The sequence below is a fragment of the Mesorhizobium sp. KR1-2 genome, assembly GCF_040045035.1.
Lineage (GTDB): Bacteria > Pseudomonadota > Alphaproteobacteria > Rhizobiales > Rhizobiaceae > Pseudaminobacter.
The window spans coordinates 71,911-97,062 of the sequence record NZ_JBDZDS010000010.1 but is presented as its reverse complement, the minus strand read 5'-3'; the positions used below and the strand labels follow the sequence as shown (position 1 = coordinate 97,062).

Here is a 25,152-nt window from a genome sequence, read left to right as displayed (position 1 = left end):
CGCGCCTGGGTAACGTTGATATCATGGTGATATCAACGGGAGAAAGTCCATGGGCAGCATGATTATCAGGAATATTCCCGACGAGGTGCTTTCGCGGCTGAAGGAGCGGGCGAAAATCGCCGGAAAGTCGACCGAGCAGCTCGCCCGAGAAGCGCTGGCCGAAAAGGCGAAGCCCAGTCGGGAAGAGATCATTCGCCGAATGGAAGCAATTCGGGCGAGTGCCAAGCGCGTGTCCGGTCAGCAGATCATCGATGAAATCCGTTCGGATCGTGAAGACAATCTCGGGAGAGAATTGCCTGGGCTGGGCAATGATCATTGATGCCAGCGTTGCCAGCCACTGGTTCGTAGATACCGAGTTCAGCGCGGCCGCGGATCCATTTCGGGCTCTGCCGGGCCTCATAGCACCAACGTTCCTTCTGGTAGAAACCGCCAATGTCCTCTGCAAACGGGCTCGAGGCGGTGAGCTGCCGGCTGAAAGATGCCTCGAAAGCATCGACGTCCTTCAGGTATCCCTCACCGAACTTGTTTCCGACGTCGGATTGCTTCCGCAAGCCATGACCCTGGCTTTGAGAATACGCCATTCGGTCTACGACTGCCTCTATCTCGCCCTGGCGCAAGAACGGCGCGAGACGCTCATCACCGCCGACAGGCGCCTGGCGGCGCTTGCCGGCACCCTCAACATACCAACCGAACTGATCGAGCCTATTTCATGAGAACCATTTCCACCGCGAAGTCCCATGGCGGCGTCCAGGGCGTCTATTCACACGCGTCCGAGGCCTGCGCCTGCGACATGACCTTCGCCGTCTTCGTGCCGCCGCAGGCCAAGGACGGCCCCTGCCCGGTGGTCTGGTACCTGTCCGGCCTGACCTGCACGCACCAGAACGTCATGGACAAGGGCGAATACCGTCGCCTCGCCGCCGGACTCGGCCTGATCGTGGTGTGCCCCGACACCAGCCCGCGCGGCGAAAGCGTTCCGGACGAGAAGGACAACTGGCAGTTCGGCTGCGGCGCCGGATTCTATCTCGACGCCACGCAGGCGCCGTTCTCGACCAACTACCGCATGTATTCCTACATCACCGAAGAGTTGCCAGCCCTCATTGCGAAGGAATTTCCCGCCGATATGACGCGCCAGGCGATCTTCGGCCACTCCATGGGCGGCCACGGCGCGCTCACCATCGCGCTGAAAAACCCGGAACGCTTCAAGAGCTGCTCCGCCTATGCCCCGATCACCCGGCCTATGGTCGCCGGCTGGTCCAAACCGGCCCTTGAAAAGTACCTCGGCACCGACGAGACCGCATGGCGCCCCTATGACGCCGTCGCCCTGATTGAAGACGGCAAGCGCTTCCCAGAATTCCTGGTCGACCAGGGATCAGCCGACGGCTTCCTCGAAGACGGCCTGCGGCCCTGGCTGCTGGACGAGGCTTGCAAGGCGGCGGAAATTCCGCTGACGCTCAATATGCGCGAAGGCTACGACCATTCGTATTTCTTCATCTCGACCTTCATGGACGACCACCTGCGCTGGCACGCCGAAAGGCTCGCCGGGTAACGCCCCCGTCGCGACATTGTCATTGTCGCGACGCAACCCGTGACTGTCCATCTCCGCTGCTTGGCAGTAGCATAGCCGTACCATGGCGTGTCGGGGGTCCGAGCGCCCAGAGGTCCAGACGGATGGAGAGCGCGGCATTCACGGGTTCGCCGCCGAGCGCGGAGCCGGCACCGGTCAGTACCGGTACCCTGATATACCGTATGTCCGCCTGGACCCGCCTCACGCATTGGCTATGGGCCATTGCGTTGTTTTTCCTGGTGCTTAGCGGCCTTCAGATCTTCAACGCACATCCGGCGCTCTACATCGGCGAGCAGTCCGGCTTCGGCTTCGACAACTCGGTGTTGAGATTTACCGCCGAGAACACGCCGGAAGGGCCAAAGGGCTATACCGACATTTTCGGACACCGCCTCGACACGACCGGGGTGCTGGGACTGTCCGGCCCGAAGGACGACCCGCAGCCCCGCGCCTTCCCGGCCTGGGCAACCATCCCCTCCTATCAGGATCTCGCCACCGGCCGGGTGATCCATTTCTTCTTCGCCTGGGTGCTCTCCGGCACGCTGCTGATCTGGCTCCTCGCCAGCATCGTCAACGGCCATATACGACGCGACCTGGCGCCGCGGGTCGCGGACCTGAAGAACCTGCCCACCGACATCGCCGCCCACGCCCGGCTGCGGTTCCACCATAGCCCGCGCTACAACACGCTGCAGAAGCTGACCTATGCGATAGTGCTATTCATCCTCTTGCCGCTGATGATCCTGACCGGGCTCGCCATGTCGCCGAGCATGGATACGGTGATTCCGTTCCTGACCGACATGCTGGGTGGGCGGCAGACCGCGCGCACCATCCACTTCACCGTCATGCTGCTGCTGGTTCTCTTCTTCATCGTCCACATGCTGATGATTCTGCTCGCAGGGCCCATCAACGAGCTGAGATCGGTGATTACAGGGTGGTATAGGACCGACCCGCCCGCCGGCGACAAGGAGGTCTGACATGGCAGGCTTTCGCATCAACCGCCGCCGCTTCCTGAGCGCCGCCGCGCTCGGCGCCTCCGGGATCGCGCTTTCCGGCTGCGATGCCTTCGATTCGGTTTCAGACACCGACAACAGGGTGCGCCATTTGCTGGAGCGCGCCAACGACCTGACCTACCGCGTGCAGCGCCTGCTGGGCGGCCGCGATTCCCTGGCGCAGGAATATACCGAGGCCGATATCCGCCAGCCGCAGCGTCCCAACGGCGTGACGTCGCCCAACGACGACACCTACAAGGGCTTGCTCGCCAACAATTTCGCCGATTGGCGGCTGGAGGTGACGGGCCTGGTCGAGAAGCCGCTGTCGCTCTCGCGCGAACAGTTGGTGGCGATGCCCTCCCGCACCCAGATCACCCGGCACGACTGCGTCGAGGGCTGGAGCTGCATCGCCAAATGGACCGGCGTACCGCTGTCGCTGGTGCTGGACGAGGCCAAGGTGAAGCCGCAGGCACGCTACGCAATGTTCTATTGCCTGGACACGATCGAAGAGGATGAGGACGGGCCGATCAAATATTACGGCTCGATCGACATGATCGACGCACGGCACCCGCAGACGATCCTCGCCTATGGCTTGAACGGTGGCCCGCTGCCGGTCGCGAACGGCGCCCCGCTGCGTGTGAGGGTCGAGCGCCAGCTGGGCTACAAGATGCCCAAATATCTGCGCGGGATCGAGCTGGTCTCCAGTTTTGAGGATATAGGCGACGGTCGTGGCGGCTATTGGGAAGACCGTGGCTACGACTGGTACGGCGGCATCTGACAGGCCTGAGAAACTCCCCCTAAATACAGGCATTTACAGGATTTTACTGGAAAAAAGCTTGCCTCGCCCGCTTCCCTGCCCCATCCTTGGCGACCCGCGCTCCGCTTTGCGAGCGGGACAAACCAGCAAACCACAGGAGGCAGATCGGGTGTCCGACACCACGAACATTTACGACGAAACGCCGGACTTCGACACGATTGGCGGCCGCCTTTCCAGGGCACGCGAAGCCAGCGGAATGAGCATCAAGCAACTCGCACAGCGGCTCGGCGTAAGAACATCCACCATCAACGCCTGGGAATGCGACCGCGCACAGCCAGGTGCCCATCGTCTCAACATGCTTGCCGGCCTTCTCGGCGTCAGCCCCTGCTGGGTGCTGCATGGCATCGGCGCCGCGCCGGCCGACAAGGACGATGACGGCGACGACGAAACGCTGGAAGCGCTTGGCGCCCAGCTCGACAAGCTTCGCAATCTCCATGCCCAGACTGGCCATCTGATCCGCCGGCTGCAGAACGACATGGAACGCCTCGCCGCGCACTAGAGGCCGCGCCCTCGACGACATCATTTTTTCTCGGGCCGCCTGTCCCGCGAGATCAAAATCGCGTGCCGGGACGTGACAAACTGTCCGCCATGGTCTAGCTATGAGTCGTCGAGGGTTCGGAAACGGACCCTACCTGTTTGCGGGAGAGAACAGCGAAAGCTGTCGCCGAAGGGGAAATCGCCCGAAATCTCTCAGGCAAAAGAACCGTCAACGGGAAAGACACTCTGGAAAGTCGGGACTAAGCTCCCGCGCCGAAGGTGTAAGCGTCGCCGACAGAGTTCCGGTTGCGCGAGTCTCTCAGGCTTCAGACAGAGGGGCACGGATTGGCCGCCGCAGCGGCTGCATACGTGCGACTCTGGAGATGTCATGACGGGCGCCAACACCAAAAACCTTCCCCTCGAGGATTTGCATCGAGCTGCCGGAGCGCGCTTTGGCGCCTTCGCCGGCTGGTCGATGCCCCTTACCTATACGCCCGGCGTGATGGCCGAGCACCAGCACACGCGCGAGCATGTCGGCCTGTTCGACATCTCGCACATGAAGCTCATCGAGGTTTCCGGATCGGATGCGGCCGCGCTTCTGTCCAAGGCCTGCCCGCTCGACGCCGCGGCGCTCGCAGAGCGCCAGTCGAAATACACCTTCCTGCTCAACGATCAGGCCGGCATCATCGACGACCTGATCATTACCCGGCTCGGCGCCGACCGCTTCATGGTCGTGGCCAACGCCGGCAACGCGGCCCTCGACGAGGCGCATCTGCGCGAACTGGCCAAGGGCCTCGACTGCACCATCAACCCGCTCGACCGAATATTCCTCGCGATCCAGGGCCCGGAGGCCTGGGCCGCCCTTTCGCGCGCCGGCGTCGAAACCGGCGAACTCGTGTTTATGCACGGCTTCGAGCCGCGCAAGGACTGGTTCATGAGCCGCTCGGGCTACACCGGCGAGGACGGGTTTGAGATCGGCCTGCCGGAAGCCGACGCGCGCAAGCTGCTTGAGACGCTTCTTTCCGACGACCGCGTCATGTGGGTGGGCCTCGCCGCCCGCGACAGCCTGCGGCTGGAGGCCGGCCTGTGCCTGCACGGCCAGGACATCACGCCCGAGACCAATCCGGTCGACGCCGGGCTGATGTGGGCCGTTTCCAAGGACGTTCGCGCCAACGGCCAGTTCGTCGGCGCCGAGGCGCTGCGCGCGGCGATCGAGAAGGGCGCGGCCGAAAAGCGCGTCGGCCTGAAGCCGCAGGGCCGCCAGCCGGTGCGCGCCGGCGCAAACCTCTTCGACGAGGCCGGCAACCCGGCCGGGCGCATCACCTCCGGTGGCTTCGGGCCTTCGGTCGGCGCGCCGGTGGCCATGGGCTACGTGTCGGCGGCGCTGGCCAAGTCGGAGACAAGATTTTTCGCCGACGTTCGCGGCACCAAGGTGCCCGTCGATATCCACCCACTACCTTTCACGCAGCATCGCTATCGCAAAGGATAAATTCCTCATGGCAACCACCTACTTCACCGACGACCACGAATGGATCCGCGTCGAGGGCGGCGTCGCGACCGTCGGCATTACCGACTATGCACAGGAACAGCTCGGCGACCTCGTGTTCGTGGAACTGCCGGAGAGCGGCCGCAAGATCGCCAAGGGCGACGTGGCCGTGGTCGTCGAATCCGTGAAAGCGGCTTCCGACGTCTATGCGCCGGTCGACGGCGAGATCATTGAAGCCAATGCAGCGCTGTCGTCCGACCCGGCGCTGGTCAACTCGGCGGCCACCGGCGACGGCTGGCTGTGGAAGATGAAGCTGGCCGACGAAGGCCAGCTCGCCGGCCTGCTCGACGAGGCAGGCTATAAAGCCCTTATTGGATAAGGAAGAGGTGACTGAATGACCACCGCCCCCTACCCCTTTGAGACGCGCCATGTCGGGCCGAACACGGCCGATGCGCGCGCCATGTTGGCCGTGCTCGGCGTACCCTCGGTCGAGACGCTGATCTCGCAGGCCGTGCCGAAGTCAATCCGGCTCGACCGCGCGCTGAACCTGCCCGCCCCCGCCAGCGAGGCGGACGCGCTGGCAGAACTATCGGCCAAGATGGCGAAGAACACGGTGCTGAAGAGCTTTATCGGCGCCGGTTATCACGGGTGTCGGGTGCCCCCGGTCATTCAGCGAAATCTTTTCGAGAACCCGGCCTGGTACACGGCTTATACGCCCTACCAGTCCGAGATCAGCCAGGGCCGCCTGGAGCTGCTGTTCCACTTCCAGACGCTGGTGACGGAGCTGACCGGCCTGCCGGTCGCTTCCGCTTCGCTGCTGGACGAGGCCACCGCCGTGGCCGAGGCGATGGGCATCGCCTTCCGCCATCACCGCGAAAAGCGCACCGAAGTCGTTCTGGCGGGTGAACTGCACCCGCAGACGCTCGACGTGGTGAAGACGCGCGCCGAGCCGCTCGGCATCACCATCGGCGCAAGCGAGATCGGCGAAAACACCGCCGCTCTCATCGTCTCCTGGCCCGACACGCTGGGCGTCTATGGCTTCCATGCCGAGACCATCGCAAAGGCCAAGGCGGCCGGCGCGATCGTCATCTTCGTCGCCGATCCGCTGGCGCTCACCATTTCGGAAGCTCCGGCCAAGCTCGGCGCCGACATCGCTTGCGGTCCCATGCAGCGCTTCGGCGTTCCGATGGGCTTCGGCGGTCCGCACGCCGCCTATTGCGCCGTTTCCGACGCTCTCACCCGCCTGATGCCGGGCCGCCTCGTCGGCCAGTCGGTCGATGCCGACGGTCGCCCTGCCTACCGCCTGGCGCTGCAGACGCGCGAGCAGCATATCCGCCGCGACAAGGCGACCTCCAACATCTGCACGGCGCAGGCGCTGCTAGCCAACATGGCTGCTTCCTATGCCATCTGGCACGGCCCGCAGGGCCTGCAGTTCATTGCGTCGCAGGTGCAGGCACTGGCCGAACGACTGGCGCAGGGCCTGAAGGCTGCTGGCGTCGAGGTTGCGGGCGCTCGCCGCTTCGACACGGTGACGGTCGTGACCAAGGGCAAGGCGAAGGACATCGCCGCGGCTGCCGAGAAGGATGGCCGCCTGCTGCGCGTCATCGACGACAACCGCGTCTCCGCGACCTTCGACGAAACCTCGACGGAAGCCGACCTTGCGGCGCTCGCCGCGCTATTCGGCGCAACGCCCGCCGCCGCCGACAAGGTGGCCGTGCCGGCCAATCCGCGCGGCAACGGTTTCCTCACCCAGCCGGTCTTCCATGAGAACCGCTCCGAGACGGACATGATGCGCTTCCTGCGCCGGCTCGCCGACAAGGACCTGGCGCTCGACCGCGCGATGATCCCGCTCGGCTCCTGCACCATGAAGCTCAACGCCGCCGCCGAGATGATGCCGGTGAGCTGGCCGTCGGTCGCCAATCTGCATCCCTTCGCGCCGGCCGCGCACTCCACCGGCTATCGCGAGATGATCGACGATCTCGACAAGTGGCTTTCCGAGATCACCGGCTTCGACGCCGTGTCGCTGCAGCCGAATGCCGGCAGCCAGGGCGAATATGCCGGCCTCTTGGCAATCCGCCACTATCACCAGTCGCGCGGTGACCATCACCGCAACATCTGCCTCATCCCGTCTTCGGCGCACGGCACCAACCCCGCCAGCGCGGCCATGGCCGGCATGAACGTGGTTGTGGTGCGCTGCAACGAGGACGGCAATGTCGACGTGGACGACCTCAAGGCCAAGGCTGCCCAGCACGCCCAAAACCTTGCGGCGCTGATGATCACCTACCCCTCGACGCATGGCGTGTTCGAGGAAGGCATCCGCGACATCTGCGCGGTCATCCATGACAATGGCGGGCAGGTCTATCTCGACGGCGCCAACCTCAACGCGCTGGTCGGGCTGGCACGCCCGGGCGACATCGGCGCAGACGTCTGCCACATGAACCTGCACAAGACCTTCTGCATCCCGCATGGCGGCGGCGGCCCCGGCGTCGGCCCGATCGGCGTCAAGGCTCACCTGAAACCCTACCTGCCCGGCCATGTCGCCGAAGGTTCGGTGCATGCGGTTTCGGCAGCACCCTTCGGAAGCGCGTCGATCCTGCCCATCACCTGGATGTATATCCGCATGATGGGTGCGGCGGGCCTGAAGCACGCGACCGAGACGGCGATCCTCAGCGCCAACTACATCGCCGCAAGGCTCGAGCCGCACTTCCCGGTGCTGTTCAAGGGCCGCAACGGCCGCGTGGCGCATGAGTGCATCCTCGACACCCGCGTGCTGAAGGACAGCGCCGGCATCAGCGTCGAGGACGTGGCCAAGCGCCTGATCGACTACGGCTTCCATGCCCCGACCATGTCGTGGCCGGTGGCCGGGACGCTGATGGTCGAGCCGACCGAGTCCGAGCCCAAGCACGAGGTCGACCGCTTCTGCGAAGCGATGATCGCGATTGCCGGCGAGGCCGAGAAGGTGGCGAAGGGCGAGTGGCCGCGCGAGGACAACCCGTTGGTCAACGCCCCGCACACGGCGGCCGAAGCGCTGGCAGGCGAGTGGAAGCACCCCTACTCGCGGCTCGATGCCGCCTACCCGGCCGGCAATGCCGAAACCGCGGCAAAGTACTGGCCGCCGGTTTCCCGCATTGACAATGTCGGCGGCGACCGCAATCTGGTGTGCTCCTGCCCGCCGGTGACGGACTACATCAACGCAGCTGAGTAGACGCATCCGAACGGCGGCGGTGCGGATACGCATCGCCGCTTTTCTTTTTGCCATATGATCAGGCTTTCCAACCGATTTCGTGTTGTCGCCACTTCCATGGCCTTCGTCGCGGGGTTCGTGGACGCGCTGGGTTTCATCCACCTCGGCGGCTTCTTCGTCTCGTTCATGACCGGCAATTCGACCCGCCTGGCGGTTGGATTGTCCGACCGCCTGCCGGATGCGCTCATCCCTTTGGGCCTGGTCATCCTGTTCGTGGGCGGAGTGGTGCTGAGCACCGTGTTCAGGCACCGCTTCGGCTGGCTCAGCAGCAATCACGTGGCCTTCGGCATTGCGGTACTTCTGGCGGCCGCGGCCTTGCTTTCCTTGCTCGGTTTCGGCCGCGTCGCGATTCTACTCACGCCGATCGCCATGGGTGCCATGAACACGTGCTTCGTGCGTGATGGAGAGGTCAGCGTCGGCGTAACCTACATGACCGGAACCCTCGTGAAATTCGGGCAGCGGCTTGGCACGGCACTGGCCGGCGGAGACCGGTGGGGATGGACCCCCTATCTGCTGCTCTGGCTCGGCCTGATGGCAGGCGCGATCTGCGGTGCGCTGAGTTATCCGATCATCGGCCTGCAGGGCCTGTGGCTTCCGGCGCTCGCGCTTTTCATCCTGGGCATGGTCGCGGATTTCCGCAACGGTGTCGAAAAGGCTGCGTGACGGCAGCGGCGGAAGCCGATCAAGCTTTTCCGCTAAGAAATCCGCGCCGGCTATTGAGCCGGCCGGGCCAGCGCCCTATAGAAAAGCGGCGATTTCCCTACGAACGGAACGGGAACCCTGTCGCACGCGGCACAAAGCGTGGCAGTATCGCAACCAATTCGAATCACTGGAAATCCGTACGCCCTATGGACGACAGCAACGACCTTTTCGGCAATCTCGGCAAGCAGCCGCAGTCTCCGCTCCCCACCTCGCGCCCGGCGGATCCGCTGGTGCAGGCCGCCGCCAAGCGTGCGCCGCAGCCGCCCAAGGACGGCTGCGAAAGCTATAGCGCAGCCGACATCGAGGTCCTGGAAGGACTGGAGCCGGTGCGCCGGCGGCCGGGCATGTATATTGGCGGCACCGACGAAAAGGCGCTGCACCACCTCTTTGCAGAAGTCATCGACAACTCGATGGACGAAGCAGTGGCTGGCCACGCCACTTTCATCGAGGTGGAACTCGGCGCTGACGGCTTCCTGACCGTGACCGACAACGGGCGCGGCATCCCTGTCGACCCGCATCCGAAATTCAAGAAGCCGGCACTCGAAGTCATTCTCACGACGCTGCATTCCGGCGGCAAGTTCGACTCCAAGGTCTATGAGACCTCGGGCGGCCTGCACGGCGTCGGCGTCTCCGTGGTCAACGCGCTTTCCGACCATCTCGAGGTCGAGGTGGCGCGCGGCCGGCAGCTTTACCGGCAGCGTTTTTCGCGCGGCAAGCCGCTTGGCGAATTGGAGCACCTCGGCGACGTGCACAATCGCCGCGGCACCAGGACCCGTTTCCATCCGGATGCCGAGATCTTCGGGAACGCCAAGTTCGAGCCGGCGCGGCTCTACCGCATGACGCGCTCGAAGGCCTATCTGTTCGGCGGCGTCGAGATCCGCTGGAGCTGCGATCCGCTTCTGATCAAGGAGAACGACGAGACGCCGGCCAAGGCGACCTTGCACTTCCCCGGCGGCCTGAAAGACTATCTCGCCGCCTCACTCAACGGGGAGATGCAGGTCACACGCGAAATCTTCGCCGGCAAGAGCGAGCGCCAGAGCGGTCACGGCTCGATGGAATGGGCAGTCACCTGGTTTGGTGGCGACGGCTTCCTCAACTCCTACTGCAACACCATCCCGACCGGCGATGGCGGCACGCATGAGACCGGCTTTCGCAACGTGCTGACGCGCGGCCTCAAGGCCTATGCCGAACTGGTCGGCAACAAGCGCGGCTCGGCCATCACCAGCGAAGACGTGATGATCTCGGCCGCCGGCATGCTGTCGGTGTTCATCCGCGAGCCGGAATTCGTCGGCCAGACCAAGGACAAGCTGGCCACCATCGAGGCCCAGCGGCTGGTCGAAACCGCCGTGCGCGACCCGTTCGACCATTGGCTGGCCGACAACCCGCAGGAAGCCACCAAGCTTCTGGAATGGGTGATCGCGCGCGCCGACGAGCGCCTGCGCCGCCGCCAGGAAAAGGAAGTGTCGCGCAAGAGTGCGGTGCGCAAGCTGCGCCTGCCGGGCAAGCTGGCCGACTGCACGCAGAACGCGGCGGCGGGGGCGGAAATCTTCATCGTCGAGGGTGACTCGGCCGGCGGCTCGGCCAAGCAGGCGCGCGACCGCTCCATGCAGGCGATCCTGCCGCTACGCGGAAAGATCCTCAACGTCGCCAGCGCGGGCAACGACAAGCTGGCTTCCAACCAGCTGATCGGCGACCTGATCCAGGCGCTGGGCTGCGGCACGCGCTCGAAATACCGCGAGGAAGACCTGCGCTACGACCGCGTGATCATCATGACCGACGCGGACGTGGATGGGGCGCACATCGCCTCGCTGCTCATCACCTTCTTCTACCAGGAGATGCCGCAGCTCATCCGCGGCGGGCATCTCTACATGGCCGTGCCGCCGCTCTACCGCATCAGCCAGGGCGGAAAGACCGCCTATGCGCGCGACGACGCCCACAAGGACGAGCTGCTGCGCACCGAGTTCACCGGCCGCGGCAAGATCGAGATCGGCCGCTTCAAGGGCCTGGGCGAGATGATGGCCTCGCAGCTCAAGGAAACCACGATGGACCCGAAGAAGCGCACGCTGCTGCGCGTCGACATCGTGGAAGACGAGGAAACGACGAAATCCTCGGTCGAAGCGCTGATGGGCACCAAGCCGGAAGCGCGCTTCCGCTTCATCCAGGACCGCGCCGAATACGCGCAGGAACTGGACATCTGACGCGAGCGGCTTCTAGGCGGGCAAGAGCATGAACAGGCCCGGCCTGCGGCGCCTTCTGAGACCCTACAGGGGTCTTGCCCGGCCGACGCGCGCCGACTGGGTCTTCGCCATCCGCACCACCGCGGCCGGGTTGATCGCGCTGTCCATCGCCTACGCATTGCGGCTCGAGCAGCCGCAATGGGCGGTGATGACGGTGTTCATCGTCTCGCAGCCGGTTGCCGGCATGGTGCTGGCGAAGGGCTTTTTCCGCCTTCTCGGCACCCTTGTCGGCGCGCTTGCCGCGCTGGCGATCACCGCTGCCGTCGGCGCCAGCCCGTGGCTGTTCGTTGCCGTGCTGGCGATCTGGATCGGGCTGTGCACTTTCGCCGCCTCGCTGCTGCGCAATCCGGAGGCGTATGGCGCGGCCCTTGCGGGCTACACGGCGGCGATCATCGCCATGCCGGCCTTCGGCCACGCCCACCTCGCCGTCGAGCTCACGGTCGCGCGCTGCTCGGAAATCATGCTCGGCATCGTCTGCGCCGGCATCGCCAGCCGCCTCATCCTGCCGCAGCTTGCGCGCGACGCCATCATCCAGCGGCTCTCGCGCGGCATCATCGATCTCGCCGCCTATGCCCACGCCGCCTTCACTGGCGGCGACGAGCGCAGGCTGGAAACGCTGCACCGCAAGCTGGTGGCCGAGACGCAGATACTTGCCGAGATGCGCGCCTATGCGCGGCTGGAGGCGCCGAGCCTGGCCACCCGCGGCCATCCGGTGCGCCGCACGATCGGTCACTTCCTGTCAGCGCTGTCGACGACTCGCATGCTGCACGGCCACGCAGCCCCTCAGAACGTGGCCCTGATGCCGGTGCGCAACGAACTGAAGTCGGCGTTGGCAGACCTCTCCGCCGCTGGCGTGGAAGCGCTGGACGATACGTCGCCGTGGGTCGCGCGGCTCGACACGATCGCCGAGCAGGCGCGACGGCCAGTAGCCGGAGTGGCGGAAGGCGACGACAAGGTCGGCACCGCCGCGCGGCTGACGCTGGCGGCAGAGTTCGCCGATTCTCTGAAGGAGACGCTGCACGGCCTCGACGCCGTACGCGAACCGACGGCTGCCGCCCGCCGGCACCGTGACGCACAGCAGCCCGCACTCGTGGTGCACCGCGACTACGAGGCGGCTTGGCGCAACGCCGTTCGCGCTGCCGTGGCGACCACGCTGGTGATCGCCTTCTGGATGGCCACGCAGTGGTCCGACGTCGCCGGCGTGGCCATCATCGTGGCGGTCGTATCCAGCCTGTTCGCCTCCCGGCCCGCGCCGCTGGAGACCTCATGGGAGTTCTTCAAGGGCACGCTTCTCGCCGTCCCCTTCGCTTTCGTGGTTGGCCAGATGGCGCTGCCCGCCCTGCCCGGCTTCGGCTGGTTCATGCTGTTCGTGGTGCCGGTGCTGGTGGTGGGCGCGCTGGCCATGGCCAACAAGCACTTCGTGGGCATCGCCACCGCCTTCGCCATCAATTTCCTCGCCTTCCTCAACCCGCAGCAGACCATGGTCTACGCGCCTCACGCCTTCCTCGGCAGCACGGCCTCCATACTGGTCGGCATCCTGCTTGCGATGGGCGTGTTCGCGGTGGTGCTGCCCGCGCGCCCGCATGTCTTCGCGGCACGCCTGGTGAAGGCGATGCACGAAGACCTCGCCCGTGTCTGCCTGCATGAGCGCATCCCGCGCCGCTCGGCTTTCGAAAGCCTGGCTTACGACCGGATCAACCAGCTGCTGCCCTATGCCCAACGCCTGGGCGAAACCGGCAAGGCGCTGCTCGGCGGCAGCGTGGCCAGCGTGACGGCCGGCCTGGAAATCCTGCGCCTGCGCACGCTGCAGCGCGGCGGAAAGCTGTCGCAAGCCGACAGCGACTACATTTCGGCATTCCTGCGGCGGTTCGCGCGGGACGTCCTGCTGTCCCCGACGGGCAAGAAATCGATGACCGCGCTGGCCGAAACCATCCGCCAGAACGCGGCCGACATGGCTGCGCGCCGCGCCGACGCGGAAACCCTGCAAGCCGCCGCGTCGCTGCGCGTGATCGCGGCAGCCCTGGACGACTATCCGGTGTTTTTCGGGAAAATGCCGACCTGAACCCCGCTCAGGCCGCGGCGATGGCCAGGGCGTGTCGTCGCGCATTGTCGCGCAGCGCCTCGACATGGAGGGACTTGAGCAGGCCAGCCAGATCGCGCTCGGCGGACGTGTCGCCAAGCTGCTGCAGCATCAGCCAGCTCACCTCCTGCGCGCCGGCGAGGCGCTTGCCATTGGCAACCTCGCGCCAGACCTTCAGCGCGGTAAGAATGACGCCATGCGTGGCCGCCGACAGCCCGGCACTGCGGAACAGCGCCGTGAGCGCCACGTCCTTGCCGCCTGCGAGCAGCGAACGCACCCTCGATTCGGCCTGGCCGGTCAGCGCAACCAGCGCCGCGCCGAAGAAATCGACCTTGCCGTAGGCGATGGTGCGGACCAGGAAACCCGAAGTTAGATCGCCGCGCAGGCGCAGATGCTCTACCAGCGCCGCGTGCTCCTCGGCGCGCGTGCCGTCGATGAGCGTCAAGGAGGCCTTGATGCAGGCTTCGCGCATGACGCGCTCGGCACGCGAGGCCCCCATCAGCGCGGCCACCAGCGGCGCACGCTTCAGAGCCTCGCCGACCTTGACCAGCAGCACGTGGCGGCAGTCGGACGGCAGGCGCGGATCGGCGATCAGCGCCTCGCGCACCAGCGCAAGGTCGCCGTGGCGCTCGGCCATGCGACGGAAACTGAGGGACGCTATGTCGGCACCGCTGTTGGCGAGTAGCGCCGCACAGGCCTCGGGTTCGCCGACTTCCGCGATCGCGGCGGAAACCGCCATGGATACCAGCGGCCGGTCGGCGATCAGCTTCTGCGTGGCCGGGAGGCCGCAGGCGACTCGGTCGATCAGGTCGGCATCCGTCAGCAGCGGCGAACGGGCAAGCACCACGCCCGCCACTTCCGGCTGATCGCTGGCCAGCACGCTCACCACCTGCATCGGCGCATGTCGGCTCATCGAGAGCGCCTCGGCCATGGCAAGCCGCACCTTGGCAGAAGGATCGTCAAGCAGAAGCGTCAGCGCCGCTTCGGCCGCGCAGCGGTCCTCGAACGGCAACTCGTTCTGCACGTAGGCCCTTGCCAGTGCGGCCGCGGCAGCAGCACGCTCGGCGACTCGAGCCGTGTCCAACCATTTCAGGAAGTGCCCGACAACCATCCGACGATCCATTTCTCGCCGGCAATTCCGGCGCCCCCTGAGTCCGAACGCTAGGGAAAAATGGCTTACGAACAGTTAACCATACCTGTTAACCTGCTTGCCGGCTTCGGTGGCCGCGACTATCAAATAGCAACGAAAACAAGGGAGAAGGTCATGGCCGGGCTGTATTTGGAAGAATTCGTCGTCGGCCAGGTCGTGCATCATGCCCTGACCAAGACCGTTACCGAGAGCGACAACATGCTGTTCTCGGTGATGACTCTCAATCCGCAGCCCCTGCACATCGATTTCGACTTTGCCGCCAAGAGCGAGTGGGGCAAGCCCCTGGTCAACTCGCTGTTCACGCTGGGGCTGATGATCGGCATCTCCGTCCACGACATGACGCTCGGCACCACCATCGCCAATCTCGGAATGACCGAGACGGTGTTTCCCAACCCGGTTTTCCATGGCGATACGATTCGCGTCGAGACGGAGGTTCTTTCGGTGCGCGACTCGAAGTCCAAGCCCGACCGCGGCATCGTCGAGTTCGAGCACCGCGCCTACAACCAGAACGGGGTTCTGGTGGCCAAGTGCATTCGCCAGGCGATGATGAAGAAGAAGACGGTTTCCGCCTGATGCGCTCGCTGCTTTTCGTTCCCGGCGATTCGGAAAGGAAGCTGGAGAAGGGATTTTCGTCCGAAGCCGACGTGGTGATCGTAGACCTCGAGGACTCGGTTTCGGCGCAGAACAAGGCGGCCGCGCGCGCCACGGCCGCAGATTTCCTGCGCGCCCGGCTGGGACGGGACGGTCCGGCCGTCTATGTCCGCGTCAACGACCTGTCGACCGGCCTCACCGACGACGATCTTGCCGCCCTGGTTCCGGCAATGCCCGCCGGCATCATGCTGCCGAAGTCGAACGGCGGCGCGGACGTGCAGCGTCTGGCGGTGAAGCTGCGCGTGCACGAGGCTGAGAACGGGTTGCCGGATGGCAGCATCGCGATCCTGCCCATCATCACCGAGACCGCGGCGGGCGTTCTGGCGGCGGCGAGCTATGCGGGCGCCAGCCCACGCCTCGCCGGCCTGACCTGGGGCGCGGAAGACCTTTCGGCGGCAATCGGCGCGCGCGCGACGCGGGACGAACGCGGCGTCTACACGGACGTCTTCCGCCTCGCCCGCACCATGACGCTCCTGGCGGCGGCCGCCGCGGAAGTCGCGGCGATCGACACGGTGTTCCCGAACTTCCGCGACATGGAGGGGTTTCGCCGAGAATGCGAGGAGGCCGAGCGCGACGGCTTCACCGGCAAGATGGCGATCCATCCCGCGCAGGTGCCGGTCATCAACGAGGCCTTCACACCCTCGCCCGAGGCGGTCGCGCATGCGAAGGCCGTGGTCGAAGCTTTTCACGAGGCCGGAAATCCGGGCGTCGTAGCGCTGGAGGGCCAGATGTACGACCGGCCGCATCTGCGCCGCGCGGAGCGGCTGCTGGCACGCGCAAAGTCGGCGGGGATTCTTGCCCGCACTTGACCGCGGCTTGCCCGGAAACAGGCGGACAGAGCGGACGTTGCTAGGACGTTTCTATCCCCGCTGCGTTGTCGGGGAGAAAAATCGCAGCTTCCATGAAGGTTACGGCATTTCCAATCAGGAAGACTCGCTCTTCAGTCAGTTCGCACTCAAGCCATCCTCCCCGGGAGGATGCCTGAAACGCCATCAGCTTGCTTCGCCTCAACCGCTCGGACCAGTAGGGGACCAGCGTGGCATGGATCGAGCCTGTGACAGGATCCTCGGGAATCCCGGCACCGGGCGCAAAGTAGCGTGATACGAAGTCCGCTCGTTGACCACTGGCCTCCTGTCCTGTCACGACAAGTCCGACATGCCCGAGGCGGGCAATCGCGGCTAGTTCGGGGATGAACCGGCGCACCGCATCCGCACTGCCGAGATCGACAAAGATATTCTCGAAGTTACAGAAGATGTGAACGGGTGGCTCGTGGAAAATACCTGCGACTTCCGCCGGAAGCGCCTCCAGTGGCTCCGGTGCCAGGCGGGGCAGATCCAGCCGATAGCCATGTGCAACCTTCGAAACCCTCAACTCCCCCACGCGCGTATGAAACACGAGCGGCGCTTCGGCCTCGGTCTGCGTCAACAGCACATGCGCTGTTGCAAGAGTGGCATGTCCGCAGAAATCGACCTCATGCGCAGGGGCGAACCACCGTAGATCCCAGGCTCCGTCCGCTCTGGCCTTGACGAAAGCGGTTTCGGCAAGATTGTTCTCCTGCGCGATGGACAGCATCAAATCGTCCGGGAGCCAATCATCCAGCACGAGGACCGCGGCAGGATTTCCAGCGAATAGACGATCTGTAAAAGCATCAACCTGAAACATGCGCATGCGAATCCTCCCGTCTAGCGACGGCAGACGCTTGCGCGGACAAGCGTCTGGATACCTACCCCGTCCAATGGCGGCAACGGGGCTCGAAGCTGTGACGACAGTCCGTTCGATCGTCAGTCTGCCCTTACCCCTCCCACGGACCGGAGTACTCGCTGTAGAGCTTGCCGACCTCCGGGCGCGGGCGTTCGGGCACGCTGCCCTCGAACGAGCCGATGTGGACGAAGCCGACGACGCGCTCATGCGGGGCGAGCCCGAGGATGCGGCGACCGTCCTCGACATCGGAGTACCAGTTGGTGATCCAGTTGGTCTTGTAGCCGAGACCGTTGGCGGCGACGATCAGGTTCATGGCCGCCGCGCCGCCGGACAAGAACATCTCCCACTGCGGGATCTTGATGTTTTCCTTGGGGCTCGAGACGACGCCGATGACCAGCGGGGCGCGGGAGAATCGCGCCAGTTCCTGGTTGCGACGTCCCTCGGTCAGCGGGCCCTCGCGCTGCTCGGCAAGGGCGGCGAGCTGTTCGCCGATGCGATGGCGCGCCTCGCCGCGATAGAGGATGAAGCGCCACGGCTCCAGCCGCCCGTGGTCTGGCACGCGCGAGGCGATGGTGATCATGGTCTCGATCTCGGCGTCGCTGGGCGCGGGCTCGCGCAGCTCCGGGATGGGGGCAGAGCTTCTGGCCAGCATGAATTCAATGATCGGTGAGCTCACGACGGGTATTCTCCTGATTGTCTCTGGCTGAAGCGCGGCCTGGCGAAGGCGCCGGCGGCTCTGGCTGCTGTGGGACGAGCGCTGGGATGGCCCTAGAAAGTGCCTTGAAATTGCCACCGCATTCCGGTTCAAACAAGGCATGTTGGCGGGATTCTTCAAACATTTGGCTTTCATTGCCGGTGCCTCAGTGTTCGCACTGTGGCCGCTGGCGAGTTCGGCCGAAGATCGGATCCCATTGCGCGACCTGAGATTGCCGGACATTTCCGGCTATTCGATGCCTCATAGCAGCAGACAACCTGCCCAGCAGACGGGCGGCGAGGTGACGCTGGCCGCGAAGCTGACCGATCACAGCGCCGAGATCAATCGCGGCCTGGTCTGGCGCGTGTTCCGGCCCGAACCCGGCCCCGACGGCAAGCTGCCGCTGGTGGCCTCTGCAGAAGGCGGCACCAGCCTGTTTCATCTCGCGCCGGGCAGCTATCTGGTCCACGCCTCCTTCGGCCGGGCCGGTGCGACCAAGCGAATCACCGTCGGCGCCCAGCCCAAGCACGAGAACGTGGTGCTGGACGCGGGCGGCCTGAAGCTCGACGCGGTGCTGGCCGGCGGCGTGCGCATCCCCTCCGACAAGCTTCGGTTCTCGATCTACGAGGCGCAGGCGGGCGCAGACGGCGACCGCGCGCTGATCATTCCCGATGTCAGCCCCAACACCATCGTGCGGCTCAACGCGGGCGTCTATCACGTCGTGTCCACCTACGGCTCGGTCAACGCCGTGATCCGCTCCGACATTCGCGTGGAGGCCGGCAAGCTGACGGAGGCCACCGTGGAGCACCACGCTGCCGAAGTGACGCTGAAGCTGGTGCGCGAGGAAGGCGGCGAGGCGCTGGCCGACACCTCATGGTCGGTGCTGACCAATTCCGGCGACCCGGTGCGCGAAAGCGTCGGCGCCTTCGCCTCCATGGTGCTGTCGGAGGGCGACTACACCATCGTCGCCAAGAACCGCGACCGCATCTACCAGCGCGACTTCACCGTCGTCGGCGGCCGCAATCAGGACGTCGAAGTACTCGCCAACGAGGCGAGCGCCACCGATCCGAACGACGGCGCGGATTAGGGGATAATCTAGGCCGCAGCCTGCTTTTGCGGGCGCTGCAATTTCGGCCGGATGCCGCGCTGTTGCGGTTTCGGCGGCGCCATGTCGAACACGGTCTTGTGCAGGTTCTGGATCAGCGCCTTGCGGTCGCGAAGCGGTTCCAGCTCTTCCCAGGACATCGCGCGGCCGATGCGGACATCGATCGCCTTGCCAGACAGCCGGGCGAATTCGCGGATCAGCAGCGAAGTACGCAGCGTCAGCGACAGCCTGCCGACGAAACGGGCGACGCGCTTTTCGCTGTCCAGCAGGTTCATCGGACGGCTGACGAGCTGAAACAGTCGCCCGTTCTGCCCTGAAAAATACAGCGGGATGACCGAGGCCTTCGCCTCCTGCACAAGCCGCGCAGCAAAGACCTTCCAGGGCAGGTCCTCGGCCTTGCCGAAACCCTTCGGCGCCGTAGCGACGCCGCCTGCCGGGAAGATCACGATAGTGACGCCTTCCTTCAGCAGGCGCAGCGCCTCATGGCGGACCGCCATGTTGTGCTTCACCGCCTCTTTCGCCTCGGAAAAATCGATCGGCAGCGCGTAGGGCTCCATTTCCGAGATCTTCAGGAGATCGGCATGGATCATGACCCGGAACGGCCGGCCGAGTTGTTCGGCAAGCGACAGCACCGCGATGCCATCGCCGATGCCGAAGGGATGATTGGAGACTATGACCAGCGGCGTCTGGGGCAGTTGCTGCGGCGGCCAGCAATCCCGGCTGCGCACCTCGACCTTGATGAGGTCGAGCATGCGCCCGAAGATCCGGTCGTGGCTCGGCGCGATTTCGCGCCGCCAGATGTCATAGAGCGCCGCATAGCGGTCGCGGCCCGAAAGGCCCTCGACCGAGCGGATAAACCACCGCGTCAGACGCGGCTGCCCCGCATTCGCATAGGAGAGCTCAGGAAACAGGGGGTGTTTTTTGCGTCTGGCCAACATGCGCCAGCGATATCCGCGGCGTGTGACACGCAAATGAAAGGGCGGGGCGCCCAGCGCCCCGCCCTTTCAACTTTCCGCCAAGGCCTTAGGCCAAATGGCGCGAGAGCGTCAGCTCTGCATGGCGCGCTTGCGATCCGGCGTGATGGCCTCGAAGGCGAGCGATTCGATCGCCTCGTCGAGGGTCATCGAGTGCTGGTCGCGCGAGCCGAGCCGGCGAACGTTGACCGTCGCCTCCTCCGCCTCGCGCTTGCCGCAGACGAGAATGACCGGAACCTTGGCCAGCGAATGCTCGCGGACCTTGTAGTTGATCTTCTCGTTGCGCAGGTCGGCCTCGGCCGACAGGCCGGCCGCCTTGAGGCGCTTCACCACGGATTGCGCATATTCGTCGGCGTCCGAAGTGATCGTCGCCACCACCACCTGCAGCGGCGCGAACCACAGCGGGAAGTGGCCCGCATAGTTCTCGATCAGGATGCCGAGGAAGCGTTCCATCGAGCCGCAGATGGCGCGGTGGATCATCACCGGCTGCTTCTTCTCCGAATCGTTGCCGATGTAGAAGGCGCCGAAGCGTTCCGGCAGATTGAAGTCGACCTGCGTGGTGCCGCACTGCCATTCGCGGCCGATGGCATCGCGCAGTACGTATTCGAACTTGGGTCCGTAGAAGGCGCCCTCGCCCGGATTGATCGACGTCTTGATGCGGTTGCCAGACTGCGCCTCGATGGTTTTCAGCACATTGCCCATGATCTCCTCGGCATGATCCCACGCCTCGTCGGAGCCAACGCGCTTGTCCGGTCGCGTCGAGAGCTTCACGCTGATCTCGTCGAAGCCGAAATCGGCATAGGTCGACAGGATCAGGTCGTTGATGCGCAGGCACTCGGCGGCGAGTTGTTCCTCGGTGCAGAAGATGTGCGCATCGTCCTGCGTGAAGCCGCGCACGCGCATCAGCCCATGCAGCGCGCCGGACGGCTCGTAGCGATGGACGTTGCCGAATTCGGCAAGCTTGATCGGCAGATCGCGGTAGGACTTCAATCCATGCTTGAAGATCTGCACGTGGCCGGGGCAGTTCATGGGCTTGAGCGCGAAGACGCGGTCGTCGTCGGTGTCATCACCGGCGACCGTGACCTTGAACATGGCGTCGCGATACCAGCCCCAGTGGCCCGAAGTCTCCCACAGGCTCTTGTCGAGCACCTGCGGTGCGTTGACTTCCTGGTAGCCCTGCTGGTCGAGCCGGCGGCGCATGTAGGACACGAGGTTCTGGAACATCTTCCAGCCCTTGGCGTGCCAGAAGACCACGCCCGGACCTTCTTCCTGGAAGTGGAAGAGATCCATTTCGCGGCCGAGGCGACGGTGATCGCGCTTTTCGGCCTCTTCCAGCATGTGGAGATACTGGTCGAGCTGCGCCTGGTCTGCCCAGGCGGTGCCGTAGATGCGCGTCAGCATCGGGTTGTTGGCGTCGCCGCGCCAATACGCGCCGGCCACCTTCATCAGCTTGAAGGCGTTGCCGACCTGGCCGGTGGAGGCCATGTGCGGGCCGCGGCACAGGTCGAACCACTCGCCCTGCGAGTAGATCTTGAGGTCCTGATCCTCGGGGATCGCGTCGATCAGCTCGACCTTGTAGGCCTCGCCCTTGTCGCGGAACACCTGCCTGGCCTTCTCACGGTCCCAGACCTCCTTGGTGAAGGGCTTGTTGCGGGCGATGATCTCGCGCATCTTCTTTTCGATGGCGGGAAAATCCTCCGGGGTGAAGGGTTCGTTGCGCGCAAAGTCGTAATAGAAACCGTTCTCGATCACCGGGCCGATGGTGACCTGGGTTCCGGGCCAAAGTTCCTGCACGGCCTCGGCCAGCACGTGGGCGGCGTCGTGGCGGATCAGCTCCAGCGCATGCGGACTGTCACGGGTGACGATCTCGATCTTGCCGGACTTGCCGAGCGGGTCGGAAAGATCGCGCAGCACGCCGTCGATGCTGTAGGCCACGGCCTTCTTGGCGAGCGACTTCGAGATCGACTCGGCCAGGCCCATGCCGGTCATCGCCGCGTCGTATTCGCGGACGGAACCATCGGGAAATGTAAGGGAAATGGAATTCAGCAAAGCTCTTCTCCTATCCAGTCCCGCAAACGAGCGCGGGTGGTTGAAAGCCGGATGCGTCCGGCAGCAGGCGTCTTTTAGGGTGAGTTTTCCGAACCGTAAAGCGCAATGCTTCAGGAATGCTGCTGCCGCGGCATTTTCCCGATGTGCCAGTAGCGCCAGGGCGTGTACCAGCGATAGCGCCGCTGCAACGTCTCGGGCACCCGGTCGATGCCGTGGGTGCCCCACGGGCCGCAGCGCATGACCCTGAAAAGCCCCATCCAGCCTCCGGCCCACAGCCCGTGGCGGGCGATGGCCTCATAGGCGTATTCCGAGCAGGTCGGCAGATGCCGACACGAATTGCCGACAAAGCCGGACAGCGTGAGCTGGTAAAACCGTACCAGCGACACCCCTAGCAAGCGCCCCGGCGTCTTGCGCCAGGGGCCGGACCAGTTGCGCCCTCGGGAGACGGCCGCGATTCTGCGGCCAACCTGCTCATCGTGCCGATGACCGCAGGAGCGATCTTCGCCCAGACCGCTGCTCATTGTCCGCTTTGCCCCAATAAAAAAACCATGCACTTGTACATGGCTCGCGTTGCGTGATTTCGCAACGGTTTGGTGAATATGTCGCTGCCGGCCGAGCGTTTCCGCAAGGTCGTCAACCTAGCGTGAACAGTCCGTGCTCGGTCCGGCGAATGTGAAGCGTGCACCAAGCTGCTTATCTGGTTCATCGAAACCAATCGCCATAATCTCCGGGCAATCTGCTGCCCCTGCGGACTGTCGGGCGATTGCGATAATCCTCGTTGCCGGTCAATCATCGGCACCCAATCCAGAGGGACATCATGTCGGACAGAATGGAATTCGGCCTCGATACGTTCGGCGACGTCACCGCCGGCACCGACGGACAGTTGCTGCCGCAAGCCAAGGTCATCCGCAACGTCGTGGACGAGGCTGTGCTAGCGGACCAGCTTGGCATCGACTTCATCGGCGTGGGCGAACATCACCGCGACGATTTCGCCGTATCGACGCCCGAAACCGTGCTGGCGGCGATCGCCGCGCGCACGGAGCGCATCAAGCTCGGCTCGGCCGTCACGGTGCTGAGTTCGGACGATCCGATCCGCGTCTTCCAGCGCTTTTCGACGGTCGACGCCCTGTCTAACGGGCGGGCCGAGGTGATCCTGGGGCGCGGCTCCTTCACCGAATCCTTCCCGTTGTTCGGCTTCCGGCTCAACGACTACGAGACGCTGTTCACCGAGAAGCTCGACCTGTTCGCGGGACTGCTGAAGGGCGGCCCTGTCAGCTGGCAGGGCTCTACGCGGCCTCCGCTGCACGACCAGCGCGTCTACCCGCCGACGGAATCCGGATCGCTCAGGACCTGGATCGGCGTGGGCGGCAGCCCCGAATCGGTGGTGCGCGCGGCGCGCTACAACCTGCCACTGATGCTTGCCATCATCGGCGGCGATCCGAAGCGTTTCCGCCCCTTTGTCGACCTCTATTACCGGGCTATCGACCAGCTCGGCGGCGAAAGGCAGCCGATCGGCGTGCATTCGCCGGGCTATGTCGCGGACACCGACGAGCAGGCGCGCGAGGAATTGTGGCCGCACTACAAGAAGATGCACGACCGCATCGGCGCCGAGCGCGGCTGGCCGCCGACCACGCAGACCGTGTTCAACTCCGAAGCCGATCTCGGCTCGCTCTATGTCGGCTCGCCGGAGACGGTGGCGCGTAAGATCGCCGCGACGATCAAGGCGCTCGGGATCTCGCGCTTCCAGATGAAATATTCGTCCGGCCCGCTGCCGCACGAGAAGATGATGCGCTCGATCGAGCTCTACGGCACCAAGGTGGTGCCAATGGTGCGCGAGCTGATTGCCTGAAACGAAAGCGCCGGCTCGAAATGGGCCGGCGCATGTCTATCCAAACGCGGGATCGCCTTCAGGCAGCCGCCTCAGCGTGCTTCCTCTCGATCTGGCCGATGCAGTCGACGACAGCGTCGAAGGTCAGCATGGTCGAGGCGTGGCGCGCCTTGTAGTCGCGCACCGGCTCCAGATATTTCAGGTCGGCGAATCGGCCTTGCGGCGGCGGCCCGTTTTCCTTGAGCATCTTCAGCATGGTCTCGCGCACATCGCGCAGCTCGTCGGCGCTGGCGCCCACCACATTGGCAGCCATGATCGAGGACGATGCCTGGCCAAGCGCGCAGGCCTTCACGTCATGGGCGAAGTCGGTGACGATGCCATCCTCCATCTTGAGATCGACGGTCACCGTCGAGCCGCACAATTTTGAATGCGCGGTTGCGGTCGCATCGGGGTGCTCAAGCCGGCCGATTCGTGCGATATTCCCGGCAAAGCCAAGAATTTTCGCATTGTAGACGTCATCGATCATGATTTTCCAACCCGTCGCCGTTTCGGAAACAGCCTGTGCCGTTTCGGCATCTTTCATTCACGGCCCAAGCCCTTATATAATGCTTGTGATCCGACAACGGCAAGGCAGCGCCCTGCTCCGTCGGTCATCCGTCACGCCGCTTTCGGGCCGGACTCTCCGACATCCCGTTAAAGGCTGTGGTCCGTTCAACTCGTCCCTCCTCTGAGTGGGACTACGGGAGACACCTTTCATGGACGCCGTGATCAAGAAATTGATGCCGAAATCCGAATACCTCGAAAAGCCGGCGACTGACAGGCCAGACCAGGCCGAAGTCGAGGCGGCGGTGCGAACACTGCTGCGCTGGACTGGCGACAATCCGGATCGCGAAGGCCTGGTCGACACGCCTAAACGCGTCGCCAAGTCGTTTCTCGAGATGTTCAACGGCTACGACATGTGCCCGGCCGAAGAGCTCGGCCGCACCTTCGAGGAAGTGGCCGGCTACGACGACCTCGTGCTGGTCCGGGATATCGAGTTCCACTCGCACTGCGAACACCACATGGTGCCGATCATCGGCCGTGCCCATGTCGGCTACTTGCCGGACGGCAGGGTGGTGGGTCTCTCCAAGATCGCCCGCGTGGTCGACATCTTCGCCCACCGCCTGCAGACGCAGGAGGCCATGACGGCGCAGATCGCCAACGTCATCCAGGACGTGCTCAATCCGCGCGGCGTGGCCGTGATGATCGAGGCCGAGCATATGTGCATGGCCATGCGCGGCATCCGCAAGCAGGGTTCCACCACGCTGACCTCGACCTTCACCGGGGTGTTCAAGGACAGCCCCGAAGAACAGCTGCGCTTCATGACCATGGTGCGCCACGGCAGCAAGTAAGCCGGGCGGCTTACCG

Annotated in this window: 24 protein-coding genes and 1 riboswitch; of the genes, 17 read left to right on the top strand and 7 right to left on the bottom strand. The window is 64.7% G+C overall.

Going from position 1 to position 25,152, the window contains the following annotated elements; genetic code table 11:
• Positions 1-49 precede the first annotated feature (49 nt).
• From ABLE85_RS19155 to ABLE85_RS19100, 12 genes are all read left to right on the top strand, one after another.
• Entirely contained in the window at positions 50-319 is a 270-nt protein-coding gene (locus ABLE85_RS19155; RefSeq protein ID WP_348794307.1) for a hypothetical protein, read from the top strand.
• The gene (locus ABLE85_RS19150) at positions 309-713 is read left to right on the top strand and encodes a type II toxin-antitoxin system VapC family toxin (protein WP_348794306.1); all 405 of its coding nucleotides are present in this window, start codon (positions 309-311) and stop codon (positions 711-713) included. Before ABLE85_RS19155 ends, ABLE85_RS19150 begins: the two co-directional genes overlap by 11 nt.
• On the top strand, positions 710-1,546 hold the full coding sequence (gene fghA / locus ABLE85_RS19145; protein ID WP_348794305.1) for an S-formylglutathione hydrolase: 837 nt from the start codon (positions 710-712) through the stop codon (positions 1,544-1,546). Before ABLE85_RS19150 ends, fghA begins: the two co-directional genes overlap by 4 nt.
• A gap of 200 nt (positions 1,547-1,746) precedes the next feature.
• Positions 1,747-2,535, top strand: coding sequence for a cytochrome b/b6 domain-containing protein (locus ABLE85_RS19140; protein WP_348794304.1), 789 nt, complete (start codon positions 1,747-1,749; stop codon positions 2,533-2,535).
• Position 2,536: 1 nt separating this feature from the next.
• Positions 2,537-3,328, top strand: coding sequence for a molybdopterin-binding protein (locus ABLE85_RS19135; protein ID WP_348794303.1), 792 nt, complete (start codon positions 2,537-2,539; stop codon positions 3,326-3,328).
• Positions 3,329-3,476: 148 nt separating this feature from the next.
• Positions 3,477-3,866: a helix-turn-helix transcriptional regulator gene (locus tag ABLE85_RS19130; protein WP_348794302.1), complete on the top strand. Its 390-nt coding sequence runs from the start codon at positions 3,477-3,479 to the stop codon at positions 3,864-3,866.
• A 130-nt stretch (positions 3,867-3,996) separates the two neighbouring features.
• Positions 3,997-4,083, top strand: a riboswitch (glycine riboswitch).
• Between the two features lie 149 nt (positions 4,084-4,232).
• Positions 4,233-5,333, top strand: a complete 1,101-nt coding sequence (gene gcvT, locus ABLE85_RS19125; RefSeq protein WP_348794301.1) for a glycine cleavage system aminomethyltransferase GcvT — start codon at positions 4,233-4,235, stop codon at positions 5,331-5,333.
• Positions 5,334-5,340: 7 nt separating this feature from the next.
• Positions 5,341-5,709 (top strand): glycine cleavage system protein GcvH, encoded by a 369-nt coding sequence (gcvH, locus tag ABLE85_RS19120; protein WP_348794300.1) that lies wholly within the window; start codon positions 5,341-5,343, stop codon positions 5,707-5,709.
• Between the two features lie 15 nt (positions 5,710-5,724).
• Complete coding sequence (gcvP, locus tag ABLE85_RS19115; protein ID WP_348794299.1) at positions 5,725-8,535, top strand: aminomethyl-transferring glycine dehydrogenase; 2,811 nt, start codon at positions 5,725-5,727, stop codon at positions 8,533-8,535.
• 96 nt (positions 8,536-8,631) lie between these two features.
• Positions 8,632-9,237, top strand: coding sequence for a YoaK family protein (locus tag ABLE85_RS19110; RefSeq protein ID WP_348794298.1), 606 nt, complete (start codon positions 8,632-8,634; stop codon positions 9,235-9,237).
• A 185-nt stretch (positions 9,238-9,422) separates the two neighbouring features.
• A complete protein-coding gene (gene parE, locus ABLE85_RS19105) occupies positions 9,423-11,474 on the top strand; it encodes a DNA topoisomerase IV subunit B (protein WP_348794297.1) in 2,052 nt (683 codons plus the stop codon).
• Between the two features lie 28 nt (positions 11,475-11,502).
• Positions 11,503-13,575, top strand: a complete 2,073-nt coding sequence (locus ABLE85_RS19100; RefSeq protein ID WP_348794296.1) for an FUSC family protein — start codon at positions 11,503-11,505, stop codon at positions 13,573-13,575.
• A gap of 7 nt (positions 13,576-13,582) precedes the next feature.
• Here the strand turns inward: ABLE85_RS19100 and ABLE85_RS19095 are convergent, their stop codons facing one another.
• On the bottom strand, positions 13,583-14,704 hold the full coding sequence (locus tag ABLE85_RS19095; protein ID WP_348794295.1) for a DUF2336 domain-containing protein: 1,122 nt from the start codon (positions 14,702-14,704) through the stop codon (positions 13,583-13,585).
• Positions 14,705-14,764: 60 nt separating this feature from the next.
• Between ABLE85_RS19095 and ABLE85_RS19090 the strand changes: the two genes are divergently transcribed.
• Both ABLE85_RS19090 and ABLE85_RS19085 read left to right on the top strand, forming a co-directional pair.
• Complete coding sequence (locus tag ABLE85_RS19090) at positions 14,765-15,316, top strand: MaoC family dehydratase (protein ID WP_348794294.1); 552 nt, start codon at positions 14,765-14,767, stop codon at positions 15,314-15,316.
• Positions 15,316-16,203, top strand: a complete 888-nt coding sequence (locus ABLE85_RS19085; RefSeq protein ID WP_348794293.1) for a CoA ester lyase — start codon at positions 15,316-15,318, stop codon at positions 16,201-16,203. The genes ABLE85_RS19090 and ABLE85_RS19085 overlap by 1 nt, the downstream gene beginning before the upstream one ends.
• A gap of 40 nt (positions 16,204-16,243) precedes the next feature.
• On the opposite strand, the gene ABLE85_RS19080 is transcribed toward ABLE85_RS19085, so the two are convergent.
• Together ABLE85_RS19080 and ABLE85_RS19075 are read right to left on the bottom strand one after the other, a co-directional pair.
• Positions 16,244-17,062, bottom strand: a complete 819-nt coding sequence (locus tag ABLE85_RS19080) for a PhzF family phenazine biosynthesis protein (RefSeq protein ID WP_348794292.1) — start codon at positions 17,060-17,062, stop codon at positions 16,244-16,246.
• Between the two features lie 124 nt (positions 17,063-17,186).
• Complete coding sequence (locus ABLE85_RS19075; RefSeq protein WP_348794291.1) at positions 17,187-17,771, bottom strand: nitroreductase; 585 nt, start codon at positions 17,769-17,771, stop codon at positions 17,187-17,189.
• A gap of 139 nt (positions 17,772-17,910) precedes the next feature.
• On the opposite strand from ABLE85_RS19075, the gene ABLE85_RS19070 reads away from it, so the two are divergent.
• Positions 17,911-18,876, top strand: coding sequence for a hypothetical protein (locus ABLE85_RS19070; protein WP_348794290.1), 966 nt, complete (start codon positions 17,911-17,913; stop codon positions 18,874-18,876).
• 8 nt (positions 18,877-18,884) lie between these two features.
• Here ABLE85_RS19070 and ABLE85_RS19065 read toward each other — a convergent pair whose 3' ends face one another.
• The 3 genes from ABLE85_RS19065 to yidD form a co-directional block, all read right to left on the bottom strand.
• Complete coding sequence (locus tag ABLE85_RS19065) at positions 18,885-19,832, bottom strand: lysophospholipid acyltransferase family protein (RefSeq protein ID WP_348794289.1); 948 nt, start codon at positions 19,830-19,832, stop codon at positions 18,885-18,887.
• Positions 19,833-19,940: 108 nt separating this feature from the next.
• Positions 19,941-21,917, bottom strand: a complete 1,977-nt coding sequence (gene thrS / locus ABLE85_RS19060) for a threonine--tRNA ligase (RefSeq protein ID WP_348794288.1) — start codon at positions 21,915-21,917, stop codon at positions 19,941-19,943.
• A gap of 110 nt (positions 21,918-22,027) precedes the next feature.
• Complete coding sequence (gene yidD / locus ABLE85_RS19055) at positions 22,028-22,438, bottom strand: membrane protein insertion efficiency factor YidD (RefSeq protein WP_348794287.1); 411 nt, start codon at positions 22,436-22,438, stop codon at positions 22,028-22,030.
• Positions 22,439-22,734: 296 nt separating this feature from the next.
• Between yidD and ABLE85_RS19050 the strand changes: the two genes are divergently transcribed.
• Positions 22,735-23,766, top strand: a complete 1,032-nt coding sequence (locus ABLE85_RS19050) for an LLM class flavin-dependent oxidoreductase (protein WP_348794286.1) — start codon at positions 22,735-22,737, stop codon at positions 23,764-23,766.
• A 58-nt stretch (positions 23,767-23,824) separates the two neighbouring features.
• Here ABLE85_RS19050 and ABLE85_RS19045 read toward each other — a convergent pair whose 3' ends face one another.
• Entirely contained in the window at positions 23,825-24,271 is a 447-nt protein-coding gene (locus ABLE85_RS19045) for an iron-sulfur cluster assembly scaffold protein (protein ID WP_348794285.1), read from the bottom strand.
• 229 nt (positions 24,272-24,500) lie between these two features.
• Between ABLE85_RS19045 and folE the strand changes: the two genes are divergently transcribed.
• Positions 24,501-25,136: a GTP cyclohydrolase I FolE gene (gene folE / locus ABLE85_RS19040; RefSeq protein ID WP_348794284.1), complete on the top strand. Its 636-nt coding sequence runs from the start codon at positions 24,501-24,503 to the stop codon at positions 25,134-25,136.
• Positions 25,137-25,152: the final 16 nt, after the last annotated feature.

Bases quoted from the DNA above. Each gene is read 5' to 3' on its own strand.
- ABLE85_RS19155 (WP_348794307.1), top strand. From the start codon at position 50: ATGGGCAGCATGATTATCAGGAATATTCCCGACGAGGTGCTTTCGCGG.
- ABLE85_RS19150 (WP_348794306.1), top strand. From the start codon at position 309: ATGATCATTGATGCCAGCGTTGCCAGCCACTGGTTCGTAGATACCGAG.
- fghA (WP_348794305.1), top strand. From the start codon at position 710: ATGAGAACCATTTCCACCGCGAAGTCCCATGGCGGCGTCCAGGGCGTC.
- ABLE85_RS19140 (WP_348794304.1), top strand. From the start codon at position 1,747: ATGTCCGCCTGGACCCGCCTCACGCATTGGCTATGGGCCATTGCGTTG.
- ABLE85_RS19135 (WP_348794303.1), top strand. From the start codon at position 2,537: ATGGCAGGCTTTCGCATCAACCGCCGCCGCTTCCTGAGCGCCGCCGCG.
- gcvT (WP_348794301.1), top strand. From the start codon at position 4,233: ATGACGGGCGCCAACACCAAAAACCTTCCCCTCGAGGATTTGCATCGA.
- gcvH (WP_348794300.1), top strand. From the start codon at position 5,341: ATGGCAACCACCTACTTCACCGACGACCACGAATGGATCCGCGTCGAG.
- gcvP (WP_348794299.1), top strand. From the start codon at position 5,725: ATGACCACCGCCCCCTACCCCTTTGAGACGCGCCATGTCGGGCCGAAC.
- ABLE85_RS19110 (WP_348794298.1), top strand. From the start codon at position 8,632: ATGGCCTTCGTCGCGGGGTTCGTGGACGCGCTGGGTTTCATCCACCTC.
- parE (WP_348794297.1), top strand. From the start codon at position 9,423: ATGGACGACAGCAACGACCTTTTCGGCAATCTCGGCAAGCAGCCGCAG.
- ABLE85_RS19100 (WP_348794296.1), top strand. From the start codon at position 11,503: ATGAACAGGCCCGGCCTGCGGCGCCTTCTGAGACCCTACAGGGGTCTT.
- ABLE85_RS19095 (WP_348794295.1), bottom strand. From the start codon at position 14,704: ATGGTTGTCGGGCACTTCCTGAAATGGTTGGACACGGCTCGAGTCGCC.
- ABLE85_RS19090 (WP_348794294.1), top strand. From the start codon at position 14,765: ATGGCTTACGAACAGTTAACCATACCTGTTAACCTGCTTGCCGGCTTC.
- ABLE85_RS19085 (WP_348794293.1), top strand. From the start codon at position 15,316: ATGCGCTCGCTGCTTTTCGTTCCCGGCGATTCGGAAAGGAAGCTGGAG.
- ABLE85_RS19080 (WP_348794292.1), bottom strand. From the start codon at position 17,062: ATGCGCATGTTTCAGGTTGATGCTTTTACAGATCGTCTATTCGCTGGA.
- ABLE85_RS19070 (WP_348794290.1), top strand. From the start codon at position 17,911: ATGTTGGCGGGATTCTTCAAACATTTGGCTTTCATTGCCGGTGCCTCA.
- ABLE85_RS19065 (WP_348794289.1), bottom strand. From the start codon at position 19,832: ATGTTGGCCAGACGCAAAAAACACCCCCTGTTTCCTGAGCTCTCCTAT.
- yidD (WP_348794287.1), bottom strand. From the start codon at position 22,438: ATGAGCAGCGGTCTGGGCGAAGATCGCTCCTGCGGTCATCGGCACGAT.
- ABLE85_RS19050 (WP_348794286.1), top strand. From the start codon at position 22,735: ATGTCGGACAGAATGGAATTCGGCCTCGATACGTTCGGCGACGTCACC.
- ABLE85_RS19045 (WP_348794285.1), bottom strand. From the start codon at position 24,271: ATGATCGATGACGTCTACAATGCGAAAATTCTTGGCTTTGCCGGGAAT.
- folE (WP_348794284.1), top strand. From the start codon at position 24,501: ATGGACGCCGTGATCAAGAAATTGATGCCGAAATCCGAATACCTCGAA.